The following is a 24,622-nucleotide window of genomic DNA, read 5'->3' as shown; positions in this document are numbered from 1 at the left end:
TCCCCAGGATGTCGGTGCTCCGGGGGCGGCGGGGTCACCCCGCCGCCCCCGGCGGTGTCACAGACCGAGCAGCCGTATCGGCACGGCGTCGGCCATCGCCTTGTTGCCGGCGTCGTTCGGGTGGATGTGGTCCCCCGAGTCGTACGCGGGCAGCAACTGGCTGGGCTTGGCCGGGTCACGCAGCACCCGGTCGAAGTCGAGCAGTCCGTCGAACTCCCGGCTGCCGCGCAGGTACGCGTTTACGGCCTGCCGGGTGGCCTCCTTCTCCGGCGTCCACACACCCGGCGCGCCGTGCCCCTCGTACGGCGTCAGCGTGGCCACCAGGCTGGTCAGGCCGCGCTGCTGGAGCTGCTGGTTGATCTGCCGCAGGGTGGCGATGATCGCCTCGGAGGAGTCGTTGGACATCCAGATGTCGTTGATGCCGAGGTGGGTGACGACGGTACGCACCCCGGTCTGGCCGAAGACGTCCTCGTTCAGACGGGCCGCCGCGTTCGGGCCGAGTTGGTAGTAGCCGGGGTAGTCGCCCGCGCCCGGCTCGGTGCCCTCGTGGTTCAGGCGGTTGCCGGCCAGGCTCAGGTTGAGCACGCCCGGGGTGCGCTTGTCGGGCCGGTCGGCGAGCAGCCGATCGGCGAGCAGGTCGGGCCAGCGGCGGTTCGCGTTGACGGTGCTGCCGTTGCTGTCCCCGATGGAGTCGCCGAGCACGACCAGCGCCCCGGGGGTGCCCTTGCGCTGCACGTCGACGCCGGACAGGAAGAACCAGCAGCAGTTGGGTCGGATGGTGAAACCGGCCCCGTCGGCCGCCCCGGTCAGGTCACCCGCGCCGATGAAGTTGGTCTGCTGGGACTGCCCGTGGAAGGTGGTCGGCCCGGTCGGCGTCGGGAAGTGCAGGGTGATCACCAGGTCGCTGTCGTCCGCGACGGCGAAGGTCAGCGGGTCGCTGAGCAGCTCGGCGCCCCGGTTCATGGTCGCCGAGGCGGCACCGGTGAAGGTCAGCGGGCGCAGCGAGGCCGGGTCGATGTCGGAGACGTCGTCGACGGTGGCGGTGTTCGGTCGGGCGACGGTGGCGCGACCCACCCGGACGGCCTGCTCGCCGTAGAGGTTGCTCAGTCGTACGCGCAGCGCCGGGCCGCCCACCGAGACGTGCACGACCATCCGGACGCTCTGGTCGTTCAGGCCGGTGTTGGTCAGGCCGACCGAGTTGCCCCGGGTGACCGCCGCGGCCCAACTGCCCGCCCACTCACCCCGGTCCGGGCGACCGGTGACAGTGGGGGATCCGCCGGCGGTGGCGATGACGGCGGGTGTCGCGGTGACCAGTAACGCCGCGACGGCGGTGACGACATGCCATCTCTTCGGGGTCGACATGGAACCTCCATCGTGTGGCAGCCCAGGGCCGTCCGCTGACGGCTCCCGCCTGGACGATGGTCCAGAAACCTAGCCGCCGCCGATGACGGGCGTCAATCAACTGATCGACGCGATCAAATGTCCGCCGGGCCTGCGGTTTCGCCCGTCGGCCCGGTCCCGGCACGTCCCCGCCGGCCTAGGCTCGCAGGCGGCGGCGGTGCGGTCGCCGAACGCGCGCCCACCGCCCGCGACGTCACCGGGAAACCGACCCGGAGACCGCCGCTCACCTGCGATGGGGGTTTGCCGGATGACTGACGGACCCGGGCACGCGACCTATGTGGACAGGGCGCTGGACCTGTTCGCCGACTTCGGCGATCGGGAGGCGCTGGTCGGCGGTGACCGCCGCCTGACCTACACCGAGGCCGCCGCGACGGTACGCGCGATGGCCGCGACGCTGACCCGGCACGGCGTACGGCCGGGCGCGGCGGTGCTGGTGACCATGGCCAACGCCGTGGAGGGGCCGCTGCTCCAGCTCGCGCTGCACCTGCTCGGGTGCCGGACGATGTGGGTCGCCCCGGTCACCGCCCGCCGGGAGGTCGACGAGTTCGTCCGGCTGGCCCGCCCGGACGCCCTGGTCTACGACGCCCGCGACCCGGCCAGCCTGGGACCGGAGCTGGCCGCCGCGCTGCCCGGAGTACCGGTGTGCTGCCTGGGCCCGCGCGGTGCGGGCCCGGACCTCACCGCCGACCCGGGCGGTTCCGTGGCGCTGCCGGCGGCCGGCTCCGCGCCGGAGTCGTTCCTGCAGACCAGTGGCACCACCGGCGCCCCGAAGCTGGTGCACCACACCGAGAGCTTCTACGCCCAGATCCTCACCCTCGCGGCCGACTTCCGCGCCGCCGGCTTCCCGCTGCTGCGGCACCTGTCGCACTCGCCCATGTGGTTGGCCAGCGGCCAGATCACCACCCTGTTCAACCTGTTCACGGGCGGCGTGCTGTTCCTGCGCGACGACTGGGACCCGACGGCGTTCGTGGCCACCGTGCAACGGGAGCGGATCAACTCCACCTTCGTGACCCCGCCGATGCTCTACGAGCTGCTGGACCATCCGGCGCTGGTGGACGCCGACTTCTCGGCCATGTTCATGTTCAACGTGGGCGCCGGGCCCGCCGCGCCCGCCCGGCTGCGCCAGGCCATCGCGCGGTTCGGCCCGGTGCTGCGCATCGTGTACGGCCTCAGCGAGGCCGTCGTGATCACCGCGCTGCCTGGCCTGACCGACGATCCGGAGCACCCGGAGCGGTTGCGCTCCTGCGGGCGTCCCTACGGCGACGTGCGGATCGAGATCCGTGACGACGACGGCCTGGTGCTGCCGCCGGGCCAGAACGGCGAGGTGTGGGTGCGCAGCCGGCTGAGCTTCGCCGGCTACCACGGGCAGCCCGAGCTGACCGCGCAGACGCTCGTCGACGGCTGGGTCCGCACCCGCGACATCGGCCACCTCGACGAGGACGGCTACCTCTACCTGGTCGACCGGGCGCACGACATGATCGTGACGCACCGGCGGAACTGGGCCATCTTCTGCCGCCCCATCGAGGACGTGCTGGCCGGGCACCCGCAGGTGCGGGCGGCCGCCGTGATCGGCGTACCGGACGACGAGGTCGGCGAGGCGCCGTACGCGTATGTGGTGCCCGCGCCGGGCGCGACGGTCACGGCCACGGAGTTGATCGACCTGGTGACCGCCGAGCTCAACGAGATGTGGGCGCCGGTCGGGGTGGAGTTCGTCGACCGGTTACCGGTGAACCGGTCGGTCAAGGTGGACAAGCGGGCGTTGCGCGCCGGGTACGCCGCGCGGCGGGCGGCGGCGGTCGGGGCGTGACCCCCCGCCGGCAGTTGGCCGTCCTGGTCGGCGCGGACCTGATCTCCAACCTGGGCACCCGCATCTCGGTGGTGACCATCCCCTGGCTGGTGCTGGTCACCACCGGCAGCCCGACGAAGATGGGTCTGGTCGCGTTCGCCGAGACACTTCCGTACCTGCTGTCCAGTGCCCTCGGCACGCCCTGGGCGGACCGGATCGGCCTGCGCCGGACGTCGATCCTCTGCGACGCGGGCAGCGCGCTGGCGATGGTCGTCGTCGCGCTCACCCCGTGGCTGGGCTTCGCTCCCCTGGTGGCGCTGGTCGCGGTCGCCGGGGCGCTGCGCGGCATCGGGGACCGGGTCAAGCACGTCATGTTCCGGCCGGTCGCCGAGGCCGCCGGGGTGCCCCTGATCCGCCTCACCTCGGCGTACGACGGGTTGAGCCGGGTGGTGACGCTGTTCGGCGCGGCCGTGGGCGGTGTCCTGATCGCCGCGTTCGGGGTGACCCAGGCGATCCTCATCGACGCGGCCAGCTTCGCGATCTGCGCGCTGCTCATCGGTCTCCTGGTTCGCCCACCGGCCGCCCCGGCCACGCCCGCCGCGCCGGTGGGCTACCTCCGCGCGCTGCGGGACGGCTTCGGCTACCTCGGTCGGGACCGGCCGCTGCTGGGCATGCTGGTGGTCGTCTCGGCGCTGAACATGGTGGCCAACGCGAGCGTGGCCGTCTACATCCCGTTCTGGGTCGCCCGCGAACTGCACGGTCCGAGCGGGCTCGGGCTCGTGCTCGCGGCCTTCTCGGCGGGCGCGCTGCTGGGCAACGTGGCGTTCACCGCGCTCGGGCCCCGGCTGCCCGGCCGGCTGACGTTCCTGATCGGGGCGACGGTCGCCGGCACACCAAGACTGGTCGCCCTGGCGATCAGCGACGAACTGCCGGTCGTCCTCGTGGTGACCTTCCTGTCCGGGATCGGCATCGCGGCGGTCAACCCGCTGCTCGGGGTGGCGCTGTACGAGCGGGTGCCACCGGACCTGCAGACCCGGGTGCTCGGCATCGCCGGTTCGCTGGCCTTCGTCGGCCTGCCGGTCGGCGCGCTCCTCGGTGGCTGGTCGGTGGACGCGTTCGGCCTCACCCCGGCGCTGCTGCTCATGGCCGCGGCCTGCCTGGCGATCACCGCGCTGCCCCTGCTGGCCCGTACGACCACACCCTCGCGGCCCACCCCGGTCACCACGTCCTGACCGTCGCGACGGCGTGGAACTCGGTTGCAGGCGACGGCCAGCACCCGCAGGCTCGTCCGGATGAGCGCACCCGCACCGCACACCGACGAGCCGGCCGCCCCACTGATCGACGCCACGTTGGCACGCCACCTGGTCGCCGAGCAGTTCCCGTGCTGGGCCGACCTGCCCGTACGCCCGGTCGAGGTGGGCGGCTGGGACAACCGCACCTTTCGCCTGGGCGACGAGATGACCGTGCGGCTGCCCAGCGGCGAGGGGTACGTAGCCCAGGTCGCCAAGGAACAGCGGTGGCTGCCCGTGCTCGGTGAGCGGCTCGCGTGGGAGATCCCCGTGCCGCTCGCCCAGGGCCGACCGGGAGCGGGCTACCCGTACCCCTGGTCGGTCTATCGCTGGATCGACGGGCACACCGCACGCCCCGAGCGGATCGACGACCTGACCCGGTTCGCGACGGACCTCGCTGCCTTCCTGCGGGCCCTGCGCGCCGTCGACGCCACCGACGGTCCCGCGGCCGGCCCGCACAGCTTCTGGCGGGGAGGACCGCTGTCCATTTACGACGCCGAGACCCGGGCGGCGATCGAGACGCACCGCGACCGGCTCGACGTCGACGCGGTCACCGCCATCTGGCAGGACGCGCTCGATGCCACCTGGTCGGGCCCACCGGTGTGGTTCCACGGCGATGTCGCGTACGCCAATGTGCTGGTGCGCGACGGCCGGCTCGCCGCCGTCATCGACTTCGGCTGCTGCGGCGTCGGCGATCCCGCCTGCGACACGGTGATCGCCTGGACCCTGCTGCACGGCGACAGCCGGGCCGCGTTCCGCGACGCGCTCGACGTCGACGCGGGTACCTGGGCGCGCGGACGCGGCTGGGCCCTGTGGAAGGCGCTGATCACCCTGGACGGTTCCGACCCCGCCGGTTCCCGACGCGTCATCGGCGAGCTGCTCGACGAACACCGCTGAGCCGTCAGCGGCCGGCCGCCGCCGGGGTGGCGTGTTCGGTGTGGCAGCGCGGGCACCGCAGCCGCGACCCGGCCGCCCGGGGCACCCGCAGCCGTTGACCGCACGCGCAGGCGAACACCGGCTGGGACGACCGCAGGTACTCCTCGCGCGTCCGCCGTGGCCAGCTCCCGTGGCAGCGGTGGCAACGCTTCGGCGGGTAGCTGTGGTAGTGGGCCAGCCCGAACGCACCCAGGAGCATCACGGTGGCGAGAACCGGCAGTCCCAGCAGGACTGCCAGGGCCGGCATCACCGCGCCGGACACCACCGCGCCGGCCACCGTCAACAGCAGCACCGGCACGCCGAGCAGCAGACCGGCGAAGCCCCAGGTGAAGGTGAGCAGTGACGGCACGAAGAGCGGCCACACCCCGCCGGGCGTCCAGCGGGCCACCCCGTACCCGCCGCAGCGCGGGCAGTTCGGCGAAGCGGCGTGCGGCACCGATCCCAGCGCCTTCGGCGCGAGCCACTCGACGACCCTCTTGAGGATCTCCTCGACGATTTTGCTGGCCAGTTGTTGCAGGAACGATGCGAGCACGCTGCCACCTCCCGACGGACGTGTCCCGTCGTCATCGTGACCGGCCGCCGCCACCGACCCTTGGCTCACGCGCCGATGCCGCCGCTAACGAGTTCGTCCGCCGTTCGCCGCACGGCCGTCCGGGCGTCGACGGCGGCGGCTAGCGTCGTCCGTCGTCACCGGGACGTTCCGCCCACCAGCGCCAGGAGGCCCGTCGCGCATGACGTCGTCATCCACCCGTCGCACCAGCGCCGAGGTCGTCGCCGTACACCGGATCGGCGACAGCGCGCCGCACAGCGCGTTCACCGACCTCGTCCGGCATGCCGGAACGTGGTTCTGCGCGTTCCGCGAGGCCGACGGCCACCTCTCGGACGACGGCGTGATCCGGGTGTTGACCTCGACGGACGGACGGGCGTGGAGGTCCGCGGCCGTCATCCGGGCGGCCGGCGACCTGCGCGACCCACGGTTCGTGGCACGCCCCGACGGGCGGCTGCAACTGCTGGCCGCGGCCCGGACCGGGACGTTCATCACACTGTCCTGGATCTCCGACGACGGCCGCGCCTGGGGTGAGCCGACGCCGGTCGGCGAGCCGGACGTGTGGGTGTGGCAGGCCGCCTGGCACGACGACGCCATGTACGGCGTGGGCTACGCCACCCGAGGGCCGCGGTTCGCCCGGCTCTACCGCAGCGTCGACGGGCTCGACCTGCGGCCGTGGGTGCCGACGCTGTTCGAGGGCGGCTACCCCAACGAGTCCGGGTTGGTCTTCGCCCCGGACGGCACCGCGCACTGTCTGCTGCGCCGCGACGGCGACGACGCCACCGCGCAGCTCGGTCGGGCGCACCCGCCGTACCGCGAGTGGACCTGGACCGACCTGGGCGTACGGGTCGGCGGCCCCTCGTTGCGGCGGCTGCCCGACGGGCGGCTGGTCGCCGGCGTACGCCTGCTCGACGGCGACGTCCGGACCGCGATCTGCGCGGTCGACCCCGTGCGCGGCGCACTGACCGAACTGGTCGCGTTGCCGTCCGGCGGTGACACCAGCTATCCCGGTCTGGTATGGCACGACGACAGGCTCTGGGTCAGCTACTACTCCTCGCACGAGGAGCGGACCTGCGTGTACCTGGCCGAGGTGAGCCTGGCCGAGGAGGCGGTGGTCGGCTAGCGTGCCGACATGCCATCGACGCTGAGCGAATCGACGGACCCGTACTGCCTGAGTCCCGGCGAGGCCGCCGAACTGCTGCACGCGCACCCGTGGCGGCGGTTCGTGGCACTCGGCGACAGCGTCGTGGAGGGCATGTGCGAGCCGACACCGGGCTACCCGGACGTGCAGTGGGTCGACCGGCTCGCCGCCGAGCTGAGGGCCGTACGCCCCGAGCTGGCGTACGTGAATCTGGGCCGGCGCGGCCTGTGCGCACACCAGGTGCGGGCCACCCAGCTCGCCCCGGCGCTCGCCGCCGAACCGGACCTCGCGCTGGTGGTCTGCGGCGGCAACGACGCCTTCCATCCCGCGTACGACGCCGACGCGGTCGACGTCGAGCTGACCGCGATGATCGAGGCGTTGCGGGACGCGGGCGCGGACGTGGTCACCATCGGCATGTTCGACGTGTCGCACAGCCCGGCCGTGCCCGAGCACATACGGGCCGGCCTCGGCGAGCGGATGCGCCGCCTCTCCACCCACACCGGGAGGCTGGCCGCGCGCCTGGAAACAATCCACGTGCGCCTCACCGACCACCCACTCACGGCCGATGCGTCCCTCTACAGCACCGACGGCCGCCACGGCAGCGGCCGCAGCGACGCGATAGCGACGGCCGAAACCCTCCGCGCCCTGTCCCGCCACCTCCGAGGTTCGCCCCGTTGATCATGAAGTTATCGTCACCGGCATCGGCGTGTCGGGACGATAACTTCATGATCAACGGGGCCGAGGCCGGGTCAGTTGTGCAGGAGGATTCCGGTTAGGAGGACTCCGTGGGCCAGGTTGAGGATGCCGTCACCGCCGGGGTAGCCGACCCGCGCCAGGCCGCCGGAGGCCGTTCGGCCGAACAGGTACGGGGCCAGGCTGTACGGGACGTCGGCCGTGACCGTCTCGCCGGTCTCGATCTGCACGAAGTCCATCGGCACCCGGTCGGCCGGCAGGTACTGCTGCAGGATCGCCCCACCCCGGTCGACGGCCGCGCGCAGGCCCTCGACCCAGTCCGACGCACTCAACTCGGGGCCGATCAGCACGCCGTGCCCGGCCGAGCCGTCCGCCGGCTTCGCCACCAGGGTGGCCTGCTCGGCGATCGCCCGGTCGAGCACCGCGACGGTCAACAGCACCGTGTACGGCACGTGCCGGCGGATCAGCGTCCGGTCGTCGGCGGGCAGGGTGTCGACGTCCTCCCACAGCCAGGCGAAGGTGGTCTTGTTGCCGAGAAGCCAGGCCGCCGTCGACACGTACATCGGCAGCGTGCCGGCGGCCAGCGCGCCGGCCACCGCGTCCAGACCCGCGGTCGGGGTGACCCGGTTGGGCACGAACAGCCGGAACAGCGCGTCGACCGGCGCGCCGTCCACGACGAGGCGCTTGTCGGCGTCCAGGGTGGCGCTGGACAGGGGCGCGATGACCAGGTCGATGCCGAAGTCCCGGGCCCGGACGGCCAGCGGGCTGAGGATCCGGATGAACGTCTCCGGGTCGTCCAGGCCCGGGTAGTCGGCGTCGAAGTCCATCAACAGGGCCAGCCGGGCGCCCTCGGGCAGGTCGAGTTCGTCGCGGATCGCCACGAACCGCTGGTCCAGCAGGGACGGCGCGGCCCGTAGCGGCAGGCCGTCGAGGAGCCCGTGCTCGGTGTAGAGCTGCGCGAACCGCTGGATGACGGTGTCGGCGTCGAACCCTCCCCCGAGGCTGCTGTCGATGTTGTACTCCACGAACTTCGGCACGCCGTCGGTGAAGATCACATCCGGCCGGTACGCGGCCAGCAGCGCCTCGGTCAGCGGCTCCGCCTCGTCCAGCAGGCGGGTCTCCCCCGCCGGAACGCCGAGCAGTCGGCGCAGCTCGCCGGCCGTGTCCACCCGGCGGCGGCAGGCGTCGAGGACGAGTTGGGCCAGCCGGTCGCAGACGTCGTTCAGCTCCCGCCAGGTGTCGGCGGCCAGCACCGGGGGGCGGGCCAGCCGCCACTGCTTGTTGTAGGTGGCCCGGCCGTGAAAGACGCGGTCCCAGGCAGCGGCGCCGGCGGCCACCATGGCCCGGCGGGCCGGCTCGGGCAGGTCCTTCCACGCTCCGTCGGCCGACGGCCAGGGATAGTTCGGGTCGATCATGAGCCGTCCTTCATGGTCAGGTGGATGGCGGTGGCGAGCTGCTCCCGACCGGGCTGCACGGCCCGGTCCAGGGCGGGGGCGAACGGCAGCACCGCGCCGTCGGGTCGGGTCACCCGGCGCGGTGGGGCCAGCAGCCGCACCCGCTCCACGACCGAGGCGATGACCTCGGCGGCGAAACCGCAGGAGCGGTTGGCGTCGTCGATGACGACGAGGCGGCCGGTACGCGCCACCGACTCGGTGAGGCCGTCGATGTCGAACGGATAGAGGGTGCGCGGGTCGAAGACCTCCACCGACACCTCGTCGGCCAGCTCGTCGGCCACGGCGAGCGCGTCGTGCACGAGATGCCCGACCGCGACCACGGTGACGTCGTCGCCGGGTCGGTGCACCCGGCCCCGCCCCAGCGGCACCGGTTCCAGCTCGGCGACATCGTCCCGGAGGTCCATCGCGCCGGCCGGCGCGAACACGACCACCGGGTCGTCGTGCCGGATCGCGGTGACCAGCAGGCCGTACGCGTCGGCCGGGGTGGACGGTACGACGGTGACCACGCCGACGTGGGCGAAGAGGCTGTACGGGTGGTCGGAGTGCTGCCCGGCCCAGCCGGTACGCGACCCGGAGCCGGGCACCAGGTAGGTGACCGGCACCGCGCACTGCCCGCCGGTCATCAGCGGGAACTTGTGCGCGTGGTTGACGATCTGCTCGAAGACGAGGAACAGCAGCGACGGGATCTGGAACTCGATCACCGGCCGGAGCCCGGCCAGCGCCGCCCCGGTGGCGAAGCTGGTGAACGCCTGCTCGGACAGCGGTGTGTCGCGGACCCGGTCGGTTCCGAACCGCTTGGCGAGCCCGGTCGTCACCAACGACGCGCCGACCTGGACATCCTCGCCGAGCAGGAACACCGTCTCGTCGCGGGCCAGCTCGTCGGCGAGGGCCCGGGTCAACGCCCGCCGGTACGACAGTCGGGGCACCTCAACCACCTCCGGTGCGGGCGGTCAGGCCGCTGGCGTAGAGGTACGCGAGGGCGTCGGCCGGATCGGGGTGCGCGCTGGCCAGGGCGAACCGCACGGCCTCGTCGAGGGTCGCCTCGACCTCGGCGTCCACGGCTTCCCGGTCGGCGTCGGTGAGCCGTGCGCCCTGGATGTCCACCGGGTCCCGGGACCGACCCCGGGACACCTCGTCGGGCGGCCGGTAGTCGAGGCGTACCCCGTGTTCGAAGGTGTGGTGGACGTCGAAGCGGTAGGTACGGGCCTCGATCAGCTCCGGGCCGCCGTCGGCGCGCATCCGCGCGACGGCGGCGGACGCGGCGGCGCGTACCGTCTCGGGGTCCTGGCCGTCGATCTCGGCGGCGGGGATGCCGAAGGCGGCGGCGCGGCCGGCGATGCTGCCGGCGACCGCGCCGCCGACCGGCATGGTGGTGGCGTAGCCGTTGTTCTCGCAGACGAACAGCACCGGCACCCGCCAGAGCGCGGCCAGGTTGAACGCCTCCAGCAGCATCCCCTCGTTGACCGCGCCGTCGCCGAAGAAGCTCACCCCGACGGTGTCCCGACCCTGCCGGCGGCGGGCCCAGACCGCGCCGGTGACGATCGCCCCGGACGCGCCCACTATCGCGTTGGCGCCGAGCACACCGAGGCTCAGGTCGGCGGCGTGCATCGACCCGCCCCGGCCGGCGTTGAGGCCGGTGACCCGGCCGCACAGCTCGGCGAGCATCCGGGCCGGGTCCGCGCCCCGGGCGAGCACGTGCCCGTGGCCGCGGTGGGTGCCGGCGAGCACGTCGTCGGCCCCCAGGGCGGCGCAGACGCCGGCGGCGATCCCCTCCTGACCGAGGTACGGGTGGATGCCGCCGACGATCTGCCCACCGTGGACCAGCTCCACCGCGCGCTCCTCGAACCGGCGGATCAGCCGGACCGTGCGGTAGAGCCGGACCGGGTCGGCGTCGGTCACGCCGGGCCCTTGATGGCGGCGAGGATGTCGTCCCAGAGGCGGGTCCGGGCGGCGAGCGCGGTGTTGACCGTGTCGGCGCACTCCTGCCACTTGGTGTCGTCGTCACCGCACAGGTCGGCGAGCATCTGCATGGCCATCGGCGTGTGCTGCTCGCCGTCGACCTCGATGTGCCGTTCCAGGTAGTCGACGAACGTGTGCAGCCGGTTGCTGCGTTCGTTGACGGTGACGACCTGGGTGAACATGTCGGGGATCAGGTCCTCGCGGCCGAACGCGAACGCCGCCGCCTGGCAGTGCACCGGGGTCGACTCGATGATCTGCCAGGTGGTCGCGGCGAACCGGGCGGACGCGGCCGGCGCACCCGCCTCGGCGAGCGCGTCGGTCACCGGCCGGCCCGCGCGCAGCAGGTCGACGAGGGCGTTCACGGCGGTGGTGTCCGCGCCGGCCTCGGCCATGCCCCGGACGTACAGCTCGAAGTGGCTGATGTAGCCCTCGCCCAGTTCGTCGCTCTCCTCGACCATGACGATGTCGTTGATGAGCCGGCGGCTGCCGGTCGGGCCGGTCGGGATCCACGGCACGCTCACGCAGGTCAGCTGCCGCTGCAACGACTTCAACAGCGACATGAAGTCCCAGACCGCGAAGACGTGGTGCTCCATGAAGGTGACCAGCGCCTCGTGGGTGTCCAGGTCGGCGTAGAGCGGGTGCTTGACCACAGCGTCGCGGCGCTCGGTCACCGCCTGTTCCAGCCGCTCGATGCCCGGGTGCGTCCTACCCCAGTCGTACCGTGACATTGTCAGCCTCCCTGCTGGGCGCGGTCGCGCCAGATGACCGGGCAGTAGTCGGGGTCCGCGTAGTCCGGCCGCCCCTCGTGGGTGCGGCGGACCAGCACGTCGTGGTTGTACGCGGCGAGCGTGCCGTCCGAGAGGGGATATTCCCGCCAGGCGTTGTCGCCGTCCTGCAGGTGCAGCGAGATCGCCTGTCGGGGACGATCGCTGACGTTGGGGCCGCTGCCGTGGTAGGTGCGGCAGTGGTGGAAGCTCACGTGTCCTCTGGGGATCACCATGGAGATCTTGCGGATCTCCGCGCCGTTGTGCGCGGCGTTCTCGGCCAGCATCTCCTCGAGCTGGCTCCGGTCCCGGTCGGCGAAGTGCCGCACCACGGTGTCGTCCGCGCCGATTTCCTTCCACAGGTGCGAGCCGTCGACCATCGTGATGGTGCCCATCTCCTCCCCGCAGTCGTGAAAGGGAATGAACGCGGTGAGCATCTTCTCCGACGACGAGGACGCCCAGTAGTGCTTGTCGAAGTGCCAGGGCACGATGTTGCTCGGCTCGCCCTCGATCGGTGGCTTGAGGATCAGGGTGGACTGGAAGACACGGATCTCGTCGGCCTGCGCCAGGCGGGCGGCCACCGCGCCCAGCAGCGGCTTGCGCAGGATCGCGCCGAGCCCGTCGTGTTCGTGGTGGACGTAGTCGTTGTGCCGTTGCACCGGCCCGTTCGACGGCTCCCAGTAGGCGAGCTTCGGTGGGCGGACCGGCAGGCGACGATCCCGCTCGCCGTCGTAGTAGCGCCGCGCGGCGGCGGCGAGCGCCTCCACCTCGTCGTCGGTGAAGATCTTCTTGGACAGGTACCAGCCGTGCTCGGCGTAGTGCCGCACGTCCTCGTCGGAGGGCAGCAGCGCCTCCTCCGCAGCGGTCAGCGCGCTCACGCCCCCACCCCCTGCGCGGCCAATTCCCGCTCCTTGGCCTCGTAGAGCGCCTTGATGTTGCCACTGCCGAAGCCGCTCGCGCCCCGCCGCTCGATCAGCTCCAGGAACAGCGTGCGGCGCACGTGCATCGACTCGGCGAAGATCTGCAACAGCTGTCCACCGTGGTCGGAGTCGACGAGCACCCCCAGCTCACGCAGCCGGTGCAGCGGCGCGTCCACCCGACCGACCCGCGCCTGGAGGGTGTCGTAGTAGGCGCCGGGGGTTCCGGCGAAACGCACCCCCCGCCGGCCGAGGGACTCGACGGCCGCCACGATGTCGTCGGTTCGCAGCCCCAGGTGCTGCACTCCCCCACCGGCGTGCTGGTCGAGGAACGCGTCGATCTGCCCGGGCCGGCGGGTGCGGTCCGGCTCCAGCAGCACCACGGTGACGCGCCCGGACGGGCTCTGCACCACCTTCGAGTTCATCCCCTGGCCGGCGACCTCGACGTGCTCCTCGAAGATCTGCGCGAAGCCGAACAGATCCTCGAAGTGCCGGACGGTCCCGTCGAGTTCCCCGGGCGGCACGCACACCGCCAGGTGGTCCACCTCGGCGAGGACGGGTTCCTCCTCGTTCGCCGAAGGCGTCGACGTGATCAGGCCGGGCAGAAACTCGCTTCGACTCCCCCGACGCTGCACCAGGCGGTGCCGCACGTCGGCGAAGCCCTCCACCTCGGCGGTCACCACCTCGGCGTCCGCGCCGGTGCGGGTGGTCGGTGGCGTCACGCCCGTCGCACCCCGGGCCAGCAGCTCGGCGTACGCGCCCACGACGTCGTCGACCTCGACGGCGACGACCGCGATGCCGTCGCCGTGTCGGTGCACGTACCGGGCCGCCGGATGGTCGACGCTCAGCCCCGAGGTGAGCAGCAGTCGGATGTCGCCGTGGCAGAGCAGCAGCGAGCGCTGCGCGGTCAGCCCGGTCTCCGGGCCACCCTGCCCGCAGAGCTGGAAACCGACGGCGGCGCTGAAGTAGAACGCCGCCTGTCGGGCGTCGCCTACGTAGAGTTCGATGTGGTCGATACCACGGATGTCCATGTCCTCACGTGCCCTTCCCCATGCTTCGCCCGTGTTGCCGTCCGGACCCCCCAGCCCGGGATGCGCGTCGCTCACCTCCTCGGCTCGGCGACCCGCGCGAGCACCAGGCTCACGTTCTGGCCGCCGAACCCGAACGAGTTGGTCAGCGCGTACTCCACATCGGCCCGGCGGGGCGCCCCCCGGATGTGGTCGCCCGGGCAGGCCGGGTCCAGGTCGTCGAGGTGGTACGTCGGCGGCAGCAACCCCCGACCGAGCGCCAGCGCGGTCGCCGCCGTCTCCAACACCCCGGACGCGCCGAGCAGGTGACCGGTGAGCGCCTTGGTGGAGCTGACCGGCACGCCACCGTCGCCGAAGACGTCCGCGAGGGCCGTGGTCTCCGCGATGTCCCCGAGCTTCGTGCCGGTGCCGTGCGCGTTGACGTAGCCGACCGCCGCCGCCGGCACCCCCGAGCTGCGCAGCGCGCCCCGGATGCAGGCCGCCGCGCCCGCGCCGTCCGGGCGCGGGGCGGTCGGGTGGTACGCGTCGGTGGTCGCGCCGTAACCGGCCACCTCGGCGTACCCCCGGGCGCCGCGCGCTGCGGCGTGCTCGGCGCGTTCGAGGACCAGCAGCGCCGCCCCCTCGGCCAGCACGAAGCCGCTGCGGGAGATGTCGAACGGCCGGCTCGCCCGGGTCGGGTCGCCGCCGGCGCGGGCCAGTGCCCGCGCGTTGCCGAACGTGTCGGTGAAGGTCGGGAAGAGCGGCGCCTCGCTGGCCCCGCAGACCACGACGTCGGCCTCCCCGCACCGGATCAGCCGGACCGCGTCGGCGACCGCCTGCGCCCCGGAGGCGCAGGCCGTGCCGACCGACGAGCTGTAGCCCTGGATGCCGTACCTGATGGCGATCCGGGCCGCCGGCATGTTCGGCAGGATGCCGGTGAGCAGGTACGGGCTGACCGCCGACCGCCCCCGGGCGGCCCGGGCCAGCACCTGCGACTCCAGGGTGGCCATTCCGCCGACACCGCCGACGATCACGCCGATCCGGGAGGGGTCGACGTCGCGGCCCACCTCGATGCCGGCGTCGGCGAGCGCGTCGGCGGCGGTGAGCAGCGCCAGGACCACGGTCCGGTCCAGGACCCGGCTCTCCGGGCCGGGCAGGACGCTGCGCGGGTCGATGTCGGGCAGCAGACCGGCGACGTCCAGCGAGCCCGACGCCGGATGGCCCTCGGGTGGGCGGGTCAGCCCGGACCGCCCGGTCGTCAACGCGTCGAAGGTCTCCTCGACGCCCCGCCCGACCGGACTGAACAGGCCCATCCCGGTGATCAGCGCGCTCACGCGGGCGCTCCGACCCGCCCGCTCACGACGCGGCCTCGGTGAGGTAACGCTCCCGCAGGGCCACCTTGCGGACCTTGCCGGTCACGGTCACCGGGATGTCGTCGGAGCGTACCGGCACGACCCGGCGCAGCGTGGCGCCGACCACCGCGCCGAGAGCGGCGCGGACCCGTTCGGTACGGTCCTCGGCCTCGTCCGCGCCGGCGGCCAACTCCAGCAGCACGTCGGTCACCACCGCGCCGGCCTCGGCGACGATCACCACCGTGCAGTCGGTGGCGTCCGGGCAGGTGGCGAGGATCCGCTCCTCCGACAGGGCGGTGAAGAACCGCCGCCCGTCCCCGGCGTCGACCGAGTCGACCGCCCGGTCCAGGTGGTAGTACCGGCCCTCGGCGTCGGCGCGGACCAGGTCGCCCGTGAGGTACCAGCCGCGCTGGCGGAACCGGTAGGTGGTGGCCGAGTCGTTCCAGTAGCCCCGGAACAGCGACGGCGAGTCGACGCCCAGGAAACCCACCTCGCCGACCGGCACCGGCTCGCCGTCGGCGTCCAGCACCGCGACCTTGGTGAACTGGTACGGCCGGCCGATGCAGCGGCCGTACCGGTCGGTGTCGGCGCGGTGGGTGATGTGGAACATCGAGTGCCCCATCTCGCTGGAGCCCAGCCCGTCGATGAACAGCGAGCCGGGCACCCGTGCCACCCCGTCGCGGGTGACGGTGTCGTGCCAACCGACCGCGACGAGGCGGCGGATGTGCGGCTCGTGCGAGCAGTCGCCGGTGTTGAACCACAGCCGCACCGAGTCCAGGTCGTACCCGGACAGGTCGAACCGGGCCAGCTCGGCCCAGGTGACCGAGAAACCGAACACCCCGTCGGGACGCCAGCGTTGGATCGCGTCGAGGACCCGCTCGCCGCCCTGCTCGGAGAGGAGGAACATCTGGGCGCGGTTACCCAACGCCTGGTTGACCATCAGCACGGTCGCGGTGTGCGGTGCGGGAAGGGCGTTGAGGATCCGGCTGGTGCCCTGCGCCTGCGGCATGCTCAGCAGGTGCCGGGTGGCCGCGAAGAGGCTGGCGTGGGAGTGCAGCACCGCCTTGGGCACCCCGGTCGTCCCGGAGGTGTGGGTGATCACGATCGGGTCGTCCGGGTGGTGCCGGTAGTGCGGCGGGGCCGCCGCCGGATCGCCGGTGCCGGCCCGCGCGGGCGTCCCCAGCACCGGTACGCCCAGCTCGTGCCCGGCCAGCAGCGCGGTGTGCGCGTCGTCGGCGAGCACCCCGACACCGCGCAGCCGACGGATGTACTCGGCGGCGATCTCCGGACGCAGCTTGCCGTTCATCAGCGCCGGGATCGCGCCGAGCCGGGCCAGCGCCAGGAAGCTCAGCACCATGTCGGCGGCGGCGGTGGCCCAGACGGCCACCGGGTCGCGGGGGCGTACCCCCTGCTCGTGCAGCCACGCCGCGCGGGCGGCGACCCGCTCGTCGAGCTGGCCCAACGTGAGCGGCGCCTGCGCCGGATGCCCGTCGACGGCGGTGTCAAAGGTCAGCGCCGGCCCGTCCGGGTCGGCGCCGTGCGCCAGCACGCGGGCCAGCATGTTGCCCGCGCCCAGCTCGGTGTCGGCGGCCAACCGGCCGCGCAGTCCCGGTGTCCTCATGGTCGTGCTCCTCCCCCCAGCAACACCGCGACCGCCTCGGTGGACAGGTCGGGCGTCTGTTCGATCAGGATCAGCAACACCTCATCGGCGTCGCCGTCGTCGTGCAGCAGTGCCGCCTGCGCGGTGCCCTCGGCGTACGGGTCGCCGGTCGGGCTGAGGCAGACCACCGGGCCGCGCAGTCCCCAGCGGGCCGCGAGGTGCCCGGCGACGCTGTTGGGCACGGACTGGTAGAAGAACAGCGGCCCGATCCGGCCGCCGGCCTCGACCGTCACGCGTACGTGATCGGCGCTGGCCCGGTCACCGCTGGCGCTGACCAGCACGATCGCGGTGCGCACCTCCTCCGGCACCGGCTGGTTCCCGTACCGCCGCCGCAGGCACCGTTCGCCGACCGCCACGACCGTGGGCGCGAACGCCGAGTGCACGAACCCCGGCACCCCCGGCACGGCCCCGTCCCCCGGCTCGGGCCAACGCGCCCGCGCGAGCTCCCGCACCGCCACCCCCCGCGATCTTGCGGTTTCTGTTGTGGATTCGCGTTCTTCGCCGGATTCGTCGGCGCAGAAAGTGCACGATCGCGGGGAGGTCGGAGTGGTCATGGCGCGCCGACCAGGAGCGCGGTGTTGGCGCCGCCGAACGCGGAGTTGAGGGTCAGCGCGTGGGTCACCGGCGCACGGCGCGACGCCCCCGTGATGACGTTGACGGGACACGCCTCGTCGGGGCCCTGCCAGCCGGCGTTGACCGGCAACTCGCCGGCCCGCAGCGCCATCGCCGTGACCACCAGTTCGAGCAGCCCGGACGCCTCCAACGCGTGCCCGTGCAACCCCTTCGTGGAGCTGACCGGCACGTCGGTGGCGTACCCGTCGAGGGCCCGCAGCAGCGCCGCGGCCTCGGCGGCGTCGCTCTGGGCGGTGCCGGTGGCGTTGGCGTTGACGTACCCGATGGCCTGCGGCGCCAGCCCGGCCCGGCGCAGCGCGGCGCTGGCCGCGCGGGCCAGCCCGGCGCCGGTCGGGTCCGGCTGGCACGGATGGTACGCGTCCCCGGCGCGTCCCCAGCCCGCGACGGTCGCCACCGGGTCCGCGCCCCGCCGCGCCTCGGCGCGGGACTCGACCACCACGGCGGCCACGCCGTCACCGAGCAGCAGCCCACGGCGGCCAGCGCTGAACGGGCGTACCGCGCCGTCGTCGGCGAGGGCACGGCCGGCGTCGAAGAGCGCGAACTGGTCCGGCTCGACGAGATAACCGGCGGCCACCACCACCCGGTCCAGATCACCCCGGCTGATCAGGGTGGCGGCGTCGGCCACCGCCGTACTCGCCGACACGCACGCGCTGGTGTAGACCCGGGTGTGAGCGGACAGCCCACAGCGGGCGGCGAGCTGGCCGGCGAGCGCGGACGGGACCGGCTCCACGCCGGCGGCCGGGCCGCCGTGCACGGCGAGCAGCAGCGCACACCCCGCGCGCCGGGCGCGGTCCAGGCCGGCCGTCCGGCAGGCCGCGTCGATCGCGTCGGCCAGCTCGTCGGCGAGGGTGCCGACCTCGGGCAGGGTGGCCGCCACGGTGACCCGGCGTGTGCTCGTGTCGAAACGACGGATCGGTCCGAAGGCCGGCGTGGCGGCGAGCTGCGCCTCAGCGCCCCGCCCCAGGGCGCTGACCGCGTGCACACCGGTGAGCTGGACGACGGGCGGCTCAGCCATCTGCGGGAGCGGTCAACGACGCCCGCAGGACCGCCAGGGCGTCGTCGACGGTACGGATGCCGGCCAGGTCGTCGTCGGTGAGGTCGAGCTGACGCCCGTAGCGCTGCTCGACGAGGTGTACGAGCCAGGCCAGCTCCATCGAGCCGACCCGGTCCGGGACCTCGTCGGCGGGTTTCGCGGTGAGTTCGGCGAGCATGGTCAGCAGGTCAGCTCGCCCCAGGTCGGGCTGACCCGTCATCAGGCGTCGTCGCGCTTCGCCTCGGCGACGCGGTCGGCGACCATCGTGGTGAACTCGCCGACCGTCATCAGCGCGAGCATCTCCGACTCGTCGTCGGCGAACGTCAGGCCGAACTGGTCCTCGACGCGGACGGCCAGATCGGACAGGGCCAGCGATTCCAGGTCGACGCCGGACGGGCCGAGCGTGGTGTCGTCGTCGAGCCCCTCGACGTCGTAGTTCATGTCGACGAGCTGCTCGACGACGAAGGCGCGGACCTCGGCTCTCATGGATACCCTCTCTGCGTAAGCCAGGTGACGGTGTCCGATCGGGACACCGCGTTGGTCTGGGTCGGCGGGGACACCGGCGGTCGGCCGGGTCCCGCCGTACGGTCGCCGCGCGCGGTTGTCGGCGCGGGTGGCGGCGCGCTTGTCGGCGCGGGTGGCGGCGTCGAAGTGGCGCAGCGGGCCGGTCACGACGTCACCGCCGACCGCAGCGCGTCCGTCGAGCGGACCAGCTTGCCGGTGGTGGTGCGGGGCAACGCGTCGAGCAGGCGCACCACCCGGGGTCGCTTGTAGCCGGCCAACCGCTCGCTGAGGAGCTTGTCCAGGACCTCCTCGGACAGCGGACCGTCGGGCTGGACGTAGGCGGTGATGCCGTCGTCCCACACCACCACGGCGGCGGCCACGCCGGGCAGCTCGGCGACGGTCGCCTCCACCTCGGTGAGGTCGACCTTCATCCCGCCCACGGATACCTGCGAGTCGAGGCGGCCGCGCACGGTGACCAGGCCGGTGTCGGCGTCGACAGTGCCGGCGTCGCGGGTGTGCAGCCAGCCGTCGGCCCAGCGGGTGGGGTCGCTCAGCCCGACGTACGGCGACGCCGGGCAGGACACCCACAGCTCACCGCCGGACTCGCGGACCTCAATGCCGGGCGCGGGGGCGATCGACGGGCGGTGCGTGCCGTGCAGGTCGGTGCCGATGACCCCGACCTCGGTCATCCCGTACATGTTGCCGAGCGGCACCCCGTACCGGTCGGTGAACGCCCGGGCCACCGCGGCCGGGACCAGCTCGCCGCCGGTGGTCATCCGCCGGAGCTGCGGCAGCGGACCGGTCGGCCGGCTGGAGGCGAGCAGACCGATGTGGAACGGCACGCCCAGCACCGTGGCCGGCGTGGCCTGGGCGGCTATGGCGGCCAGCACGGCGTCGCCGCTGAGCCGCTGCGGCGGCACCAGCTCCACACCGGCGTGCAGACCGTAGAGCAGCCCCCCGACCAGGCCGAGCACGTGCACCATGGACGGCAGCAGGATGATCCGCTCGCCGGGCAGCGCCACCCCGTCGATACGGGTGTAGCGGCGCACCTCGGCGACCAGGTCGGCGGCCGTACGGCCGATCACCTTGGAGGGGCCGGTCGAGCCGGAGCTGAGCTGGATCACGGCGTGGCCGCTGACCGCCGGACTGTCCGCGTACCGGGTGACGCTCTCGGTGACGTCGACGAACACCCTCAACGCGCCCCCGCCGGTCCGCAGCGGCGCGACGACCACCTGCGGGGTGAGCCGGGTCAGCGCCCGGTCCACCTCATGGTCGGTGAGCCGGTGGTCGAGCAGGATGGCCTGCGCTCCCGCCCGCCAGGCGGCGAGCAGGTTGACGACGTACGCCAGCGACGGCGGCAACCGCAGCGCGACGGCGCCACCGGGACGCAGTCCGGCAGCGGTCAGCCGGTCCTGCGCGGCGGTCACCAACCGGTGCAGGGTTGCCCGATCGATCGGTTCCGGCAGGCGGAGACAAACATCGGTCGGACGGCCGGCGAACAGGACTTCATCCACCCAGCCGGGGTCATCTACCGTAAGGTTTTCGGCGACATGATTCATTGCCCCCACCATTCGACGCGCAGCGCAAAGTAGGGCATAGGAGCCAATTTCTGGCATCTTTCGAGGTGCTGCCGGAACCCTACGACAGCCGCGTTGGGCATCGCTAGATGCAAATGGCTAGATCAAATTGAGCGCCCGGACCGATTGCCGCATACCGCCGCCCACCACCATCGAGCCGCCCATTCACGGTCGCCGCCCATGATCGACTCGGGTTCCTGGAAGTCGGGCCGTCCGGCGCGACCGTATACCGCACTTTCCGGGACGCCGGGGTCGATCAGGCACGGGAGAGGCCAATAAGGTCGGCCAGCCGGGCCACGCCGGCAGCCGCCGGGCCACGATGGGCGATCTCGACGATGAGGGTACGGGCGGCAGTGCGACAGCGAATCTCGCCGGGTGCGATGACGTGGGCGTCGGCCAGCGCGCGCCCGGCCTCGGTGGAGTCGCCGCTGTCGAGGTGGGCGCGGGCAGCGTCGACAAGGTGAGCCGCCCGATGCTCGGCGGGCAGCAGGGACCAGTCGTCGCGGCGGACGGCGGTCCGGTGGTGACGCAGGGCCAGGTCGGTGTCGCCGAGGCGCAACGCGACGAGGAAGCGGGCGAGCAGCACAGCGGTGGGGCCGAACGCCGTGTGGTGCGGATCGTCGCTCCCCATACGGCGGTCGGCCAGCGCATCGGCGTGGCCGAGCAGGTCGGCGGCACGCCGATAATCGCCGCAGCCGGCCGCCGCCATCGCGGCCTGGAGCAGCAGTGTTCCGCGTACCCGAACATCGGCGGCGGTGCCTGCGGCGGCGACGGCCGCGGTGAGGGCGAGGCGGTCACGGCCCAGGGCACGCAACGCCTGCGCGACGCTGACGGTGGCGGCCCCGACGCCGACGGGGTCACCGCCGGCGGCGACGGCCCGATCGGCGGCGAGCCACGCGAGGTCCGGCTCGTCGAGTTTGACGAGCACGCCGGCGGTGATTCGGTACGCGCAAACCAGCAAGGTAGGTGTGGCGTGGGCGGCGTCGAGCAGGGCGGGCAGCGCCCGCAGAAGCTGGGCGTAGTGGGCATGCTCGTAGCTGAGCCACGCGTGCGCGACACGCCGCCGCACCTCGTCGGCAGCGACGGTACGGGTCGGTCGGTGGTGGTAGTGAGCCAAGGCCCCGCGTACGCCGTCCACGCCGTCCAGGCCCTTGACCGCCACCGGTGGTGGCTGGCAGGGGTCGAGCAGGACTGCCGGGTCGGGCGCAGCACCTCGGCGATTTCCCGTACGACCGGGTAGCGGTCCAGTCGGCGTACGCCGCGCTCGACCTTGTCGACCCAACTCTTCGACCTGCCGAGCCGGTCGGCGAGCATCTGCTGGGTCATCCCGCGACGCACCCGCCACCGGGCCACCCGCCGCCCGACCGGCTCGTCACGCTCCCCCGACGACCGCGTCACTGGTTCCGCCCCTGCGGCAGCGGTTGGGTGGGCTGACCGCAGTGGGGACACCACCTCGCCTTCACCCGAAACGCCAGCAGCCCGAGCAGAAACCCCGGCACCAGACCACCGAACACCATCACCACAACTCCGGAAATCACACGCACTCTCGCTTCCCAACGCGCCCGCCGAACACCCCGAACCATTGGCCTGATCACCGCGAGTCCCATAGGGTCTACTCGCAGTAAACGGAGTCGCTGTGCCTTCCGGAAGCCGCGTGGGGCACCGCACCTGTTGAACGCGTGGAACGCCTATCCACCACCATGGAGCCGACCGATGGCACGGGCAGCACGGCAGCGGAACGACGCACTACTCGTCTTTATCAGGGAATGCCAGTGGTCCTACAGCGCCTGCGCGGCCGCCGTACGCGTCGTTGCTCAGGAGAACGGCCACGCCCTACCATCTTGCGACCGCTCCCATGTGGGGCACTGGGTTGCCGGAGTGAAGCCAGGCGAGAAGACCTGCCGATATCTGGCCGAGGCGATCACCCGCAGGATCGGCCGGGTGGTCAACGCAACCGATCTCGGGCTTGCCGGCGGCGGTAGCCTGGAGACTGACCTGGACGGCCCGGATCGGTGCGAGCGCGATGCTGCCACTGATCTCCTGACGCTCGGGAGAGCCGACTTGGAGCGACGAGCGTTCGGCCTATCCGCCCTGTATTCGCTGGCCGCACTCGCGGTCCCCCTTGACTCCTGGCAGGACATCGCCGATCGGGGGCGGCAGGCACGTGGCGGAGGTGCCGCAGTTGGCCGCCGGGAGATCGACACCGTGCGGGACATGCTCACCGTGTTCGGCACAGCCGACGAGCAGTTCGGTGGTGGCCACGCCCGCCTCGCCGTGGTCCAGTACCTCACCTCCGACGTTGCCGCATACCTACAAGGACGCTTCGCGTCGGACCGCGATCGACAGGACATGTTCCGCGCCGCCGCCGAATTGGCCTGTCTCGCCGGCTGGAAGGCGTTCGACTCATCCCTACACGGGCTGGCCCAGCGCTACTACCTCCAGTCGCTGCGACTGGCCAACGAGGCAGACGATCGCGCCCTCGCCGGTTTCACGCTACGCGCCATGGCACACCAGGCCGTTGACCTCGGCCACGCTCAGCAAGCCCTGCAACTCGCCAACTCCTCGCTGGAATGGTCGAAGGGCAAAGCAACCCCCGCGGCGACCGCCCTGTTCACGATCCTCGCCGCACGGGGTTACGCCGCGACCGGTGACGCTGCCCGGGCCGCGGCCGCGATCGCCACGGCCGAAGCTCACCTCGCGAGCGTCTCCCCGGGCGACGAGCCGACCTGGATCCGGACCAGCGGGTTCACCGAAACGTCCCTCGCCAGCCAGGCCGGTCAGGCGCTTCGCGATCTGGGCGATCTCACGGCCGCCGAAAAGGAACTCCGGCGGTCGGTTGCCACCCGGAACACCGAGGCGTACCGACGAATCCACACGCTGACGCTCGCCAACCTCGCCGATGTTCAGTGCGCCCGCGGCCGGCTACGCGACGCGAGCGAGAACTGGGGTCAGGCGCTGGACGCGATGTCCGGTGTTCAGTCCGGGCGAGTTACTCAGGCGGTACGGAACATCCGCACTCGCCTCAGCAGTTTCGGTCCTCGGCTGCCCACGTTCGCTCGGCAACTCGACCAAAGAGCCGCATCCTTCCTCACCACCCCTAATTCCGGGCGCTTCCCGCGCTAGCCCGGTTTACTGCTGGCGATTTGACCAAGCAGATAGAGGAGCAGGTGAACCTCGGCGACGTAAGCGTGGACGCGTTCGGTGTACCTGCGTTCCACGGTGACACGGACGCGCGGTGCGGTGGCGACGCCCACTGCTTACAGGTACTCGGCTGCGACCTCCTCCGCTTCGTTCACAAACTCGTCGAGCTCGGAGGGTGACAACTTCGCCTCCAGAAGGAGCTGCCCAAGAACGAAGACCTCGGCTGCGATCATGGTTTCCGCGGGGATGTTGTCGGCCAATTCCTCTTCGCCTAGGGCGGCGCGGATGAGGCCCTCCATTTCGAGGGCCGGCAAAGTGCCTCCGTCCTCGTATTGAGCACGGGTCGCGGCGACCCAGCCAGCCACCTCGGTCGGGGTAGCATCGGGTGCGAAGCGCCGGTGGACGGCGAGGGCGAACGCTGCCCCAACGACTTGAAGCCCGCCGACCCAGCCACTCGCGCCAATCTCCCCTACCAGGGCATCGGCGGCATCCCAGTCAGCTCGGGCCAACGCTCTAATCAGATCGCTGAGTGCGCTAACGTCCACGTCTCCAAAACCTCGCTATCAGTCTGCCGGTCACCGCTGCGAGCCGGTCTGCCGCCACACCTGCCAACAAGCCGACTACAACGAGATGTCCTGCGGCCTCCGCACCATCGATCTTCGCTCGTGGCGCTGAGGTCGGGACGGTGGGGGTGCCCGTACCCGTTGATTGTGTCCCTGAAGGACTCTTCGGGTCAGTAAAAACTTTGATCGGTCACGTCCGCGCTGGTGGTGTAAGAGACGGCCATCGCGGGATCCGGTTTGATGTTAGGCGGCGATTGGGCTGGGA

23 protein-coding genes and 2 pseudogenes are annotated in these 24,622 nt (G+C 72.3%); 6 read left to right on the top strand and 19 right to left on the bottom strand.

Annotated features, from left to right (window positions below):
- Positions 1-57: 57 nt before the first annotated feature.
- Positions 58-1,362 carry an SGNH/GDSL hydrolase family protein gene (locus ACLQ25_RS25030; RefSeq protein WP_425733235.1) on the bottom strand — a complete coding sequence of 435 codons (1,305 nt, stop codon included), beginning with the start codon at positions 1,360-1,362 and terminating at the stop codon, positions 58-60.
- 286 nt (positions 1,363-1,648) lie between these two features.
- Between ACLQ25_RS25030 and ACLQ25_RS25025 the strand changes: the two genes are divergently transcribed.
- The 3 genes from ACLQ25_RS25025 to ACLQ25_RS25015 are packed head-to-tail and all read left to right on the top strand — an operon-like array spanning position 1,649 to position 5,373.
- Entirely contained in the window at positions 1,649-3,208 is a 1,560-nt protein-coding gene (locus tag ACLQ25_RS25025; RefSeq protein WP_425733234.1) for an AMP-binding protein, read from the top strand.
- On the top strand, positions 3,205-4,419 hold the full coding sequence (locus ACLQ25_RS25020; protein ID WP_425733233.1) for an MFS transporter: 1,215 nt from the start codon (positions 3,205-3,207) through the stop codon (positions 4,417-4,419). The genes ACLQ25_RS25025 and ACLQ25_RS25020 overlap by 4 nt, the downstream gene beginning before the upstream one ends.
- A gap of 60 nt (positions 4,420-4,479) precedes the next feature.
- A complete protein-coding gene (locus ACLQ25_RS25015; protein ID WP_425733232.1) occupies positions 4,480-5,373 on the top strand; it encodes an aminoglycoside phosphotransferase family protein in 894 nt (297 codons plus the stop codon).
- A 4-nt stretch (positions 5,374-5,377) separates the two neighbouring features.
- Here the strand turns inward: ACLQ25_RS25015 and ACLQ25_RS25010 are convergent, their stop codons facing one another.
- A complete protein-coding gene (locus ACLQ25_RS25010) occupies positions 5,378-5,944 on the bottom strand; it encodes a hypothetical protein (protein WP_425733231.1) in 567 nt (188 codons plus the stop codon).
- 199 nt (positions 5,945-6,143) lie between these two features.
- On the opposite strand from ACLQ25_RS25010, the gene ACLQ25_RS25005 reads away from it, so the two are divergent.
- Both ACLQ25_RS25005 and ACLQ25_RS25000 read left to right on the top strand, forming a co-directional pair.
- Complete coding sequence (locus ACLQ25_RS25005) at positions 6,144-7,082, top strand: exo-alpha-sialidase (protein WP_425733230.1); 939 nt, start codon at positions 6,144-6,146, stop codon at positions 7,080-7,082.
- A 9-nt stretch (positions 7,083-7,091) separates the two neighbouring features.
- Positions 7,092-7,778 carry an SGNH/GDSL hydrolase family protein gene (locus ACLQ25_RS25000; protein WP_425733229.1) on the top strand — a complete coding sequence of 229 codons (687 nt, stop codon included), beginning with the start codon at positions 7,092-7,094 and terminating at the stop codon, positions 7,776-7,778.
- A gap of 71 nt (positions 7,779-7,849) precedes the next feature.
- Here the strand turns inward: ACLQ25_RS25000 and ACLQ25_RS24995 are convergent, their stop codons facing one another.
- The 16 genes and pseudogenes from ACLQ25_RS24995 to ACLQ25_RS24920 all read right to left on the bottom strand — a co-directional run.
- The gene (locus ACLQ25_RS24995; protein WP_425733228.1) at positions 7,850-9,208 is read right to left on the bottom strand and encodes a hypothetical protein; all 1,359 of its coding nucleotides are present in this window, start codon (positions 9,206-9,208) and stop codon (positions 7,850-7,852) included.
- Positions 9,205-10,173, bottom strand: a complete 969-nt coding sequence (locus tag ACLQ25_RS24990) for an alpha-ketoacid dehydrogenase subunit beta (RefSeq protein ID WP_425733227.1) — start codon at positions 10,171-10,173, stop codon at positions 9,205-9,207. The genes ACLQ25_RS24995 and ACLQ25_RS24990 overlap by 4 nt, the downstream gene beginning before the upstream one ends.
- A 1-nt stretch (position 10,174) precedes the next feature.
- Positions 10,175-11,146 carry a thiamine pyrophosphate-dependent dehydrogenase E1 component subunit alpha gene (locus ACLQ25_RS24985; protein ID WP_425733226.1) on the bottom strand — a complete coding sequence of 324 codons (972 nt, stop codon included), beginning with the start codon at positions 11,144-11,146 and terminating at the stop codon, positions 10,175-10,177.
- A complete protein-coding gene (locus ACLQ25_RS24980) occupies positions 11,143-11,934 on the bottom strand; it encodes a DUF3050 domain-containing protein (RefSeq protein ID WP_425733225.1) in 792 nt (263 codons plus the stop codon). The genes ACLQ25_RS24985 and ACLQ25_RS24980 overlap by 4 nt, the downstream gene beginning before the upstream one ends.
- A 2-nt stretch (positions 11,935-11,936) precedes the next feature.
- Positions 11,937-12,848 carry a phytanoyl-CoA dioxygenase family protein gene (locus tag ACLQ25_RS24975; RefSeq protein WP_425733224.1) on the bottom strand — a complete coding sequence of 304 codons (912 nt, stop codon included), beginning with the start codon at positions 12,846-12,848 and terminating at the stop codon, positions 11,937-11,939.
- Positions 12,845-13,918 carry a 4-hydroxyphenylpyruvate dioxygenase gene (gene hppD / locus ACLQ25_RS24970; protein ID WP_425733223.1) on the bottom strand — a complete coding sequence of 358 codons (1,074 nt, stop codon included), beginning with the start codon at positions 13,916-13,918 and terminating at the stop codon, positions 12,845-12,847. The genes ACLQ25_RS24975 and hppD overlap by 4 nt, the downstream gene beginning before the upstream one ends.
- 71 nt (positions 13,919-13,989) lie before the next feature.
- Positions 13,990-15,228 (bottom strand): beta-ketoacyl-[acyl-carrier-protein] synthase family protein, encoded by a 1,239-nt coding sequence (locus ACLQ25_RS24965; protein ID WP_425733222.1) that lies wholly within the window; start codon positions 15,226-15,228, stop codon positions 13,990-13,992.
- Positions 15,229-15,250: 22 nt separating this feature from the next.
- Positions 15,251-16,867: a class I adenylate-forming enzyme family protein gene (locus tag ACLQ25_RS24960; RefSeq protein ID WP_425733221.1), complete on the bottom strand. Its 1,617-nt coding sequence runs from the start codon at positions 16,865-16,867 to the stop codon at positions 15,251-15,253.
- Positions 16,864-17,310, bottom strand: a complete 447-nt coding sequence (locus ACLQ25_RS24955) for a beta-ketoacyl synthase chain length factor (protein WP_425733220.1) — start codon at positions 17,308-17,310, stop codon at positions 16,864-16,866. The genes ACLQ25_RS24960 and ACLQ25_RS24955 overlap by 4 nt, the downstream gene beginning before the upstream one ends.
- Positions 17,237-17,434 (bottom strand): annotated as a pseudogene (locus ACLQ25_RS24950) (hypothetical protein); the annotation flags it as partial. The pseudogene ACLQ25_RS24950 and the gene ACLQ25_RS24955, both read right to left, overlap by 74 nt.
- Positions 17,435-17,456: 22 nt before the next feature.
- Positions 17,457-18,554 carry a beta-ketoacyl synthase N-terminal-like domain-containing protein gene (locus ACLQ25_RS24945; protein ID WP_425733219.1) on the bottom strand — a complete coding sequence of 366 codons (1,098 nt, stop codon included), beginning with the start codon at positions 18,552-18,554 and terminating at the stop codon, positions 17,457-17,459.
- Positions 18,547-18,792: an acyl carrier protein gene (locus tag ACLQ25_RS24940; protein WP_425733218.1), complete on the bottom strand. Its 246-nt coding sequence runs from the start codon at positions 18,790-18,792 to the stop codon at positions 18,547-18,549. Before ACLQ25_RS24940 ends, ACLQ25_RS24945 begins: the two co-directional genes overlap by 8 nt.
- Complete coding sequence (locus ACLQ25_RS24935; RefSeq protein ID WP_425733217.1) at positions 18,792-19,058, bottom strand: acyl carrier protein; 267 nt, start codon at positions 19,056-19,058, stop codon at positions 18,792-18,794. Before ACLQ25_RS24935 ends, ACLQ25_RS24940 begins: the two co-directional genes overlap by 1 nt.
- A gap of 182 nt (positions 19,059-19,240) precedes the next feature.
- A complete protein-coding gene (locus ACLQ25_RS24930) occupies positions 19,241-20,635 on the bottom strand; it encodes a class I adenylate-forming enzyme family protein (protein WP_425733216.1) in 1,395 nt (464 codons plus the stop codon).
- 274 nt (positions 20,636-20,909) lie between these two features.
- A complete protein-coding gene (locus ACLQ25_RS24925; RefSeq protein ID WP_425733215.1) occupies positions 20,910-21,815 on the bottom strand; it encodes a helix-turn-helix domain-containing protein in 906 nt (301 codons plus the stop codon).
- A gap of 101 nt (positions 21,816-21,916) precedes the next feature.
- A pseudogene (locus ACLQ25_RS24920) lies at positions 21,917-21,967 on the bottom strand (hypothetical protein); the annotation flags it as partial.
- 399 nt (positions 21,968-22,366) lie between these two features.
- Here ACLQ25_RS24920 and ACLQ25_RS24915 point away from each other — a divergent pair.
- Positions 22,367-23,776, top strand: a complete 1,410-nt coding sequence (locus tag ACLQ25_RS24915) for a Tat pathway signal protein (protein ID WP_425733214.1) — start codon at positions 22,367-22,369, stop codon at positions 23,774-23,776.
- A gap of 134 nt (positions 23,777-23,910) precedes the next feature.
- On the opposite strand, the gene ACLQ25_RS24910 is transcribed toward ACLQ25_RS24915, so the two are convergent.
- A complete protein-coding gene (locus tag ACLQ25_RS24910; RefSeq protein WP_425733213.1) occupies positions 23,911-24,339 on the bottom strand; it encodes a hypothetical protein in 429 nt (142 codons plus the stop codon).
- Positions 24,340-24,622: the final 283 nt, after the last annotated feature.

Source organism: Micromonospora sp. DT44, from assembly GCF_049841635.1.
In the GTDB taxonomy this organism is placed as follows: Bacteria; Actinomycetota; Actinomycetes; order Mycobacteriales; family Micromonosporaceae; genus Micromonospora.
This window is presented reverse-complemented; position numbering and strand designations above follow the sequence as displayed.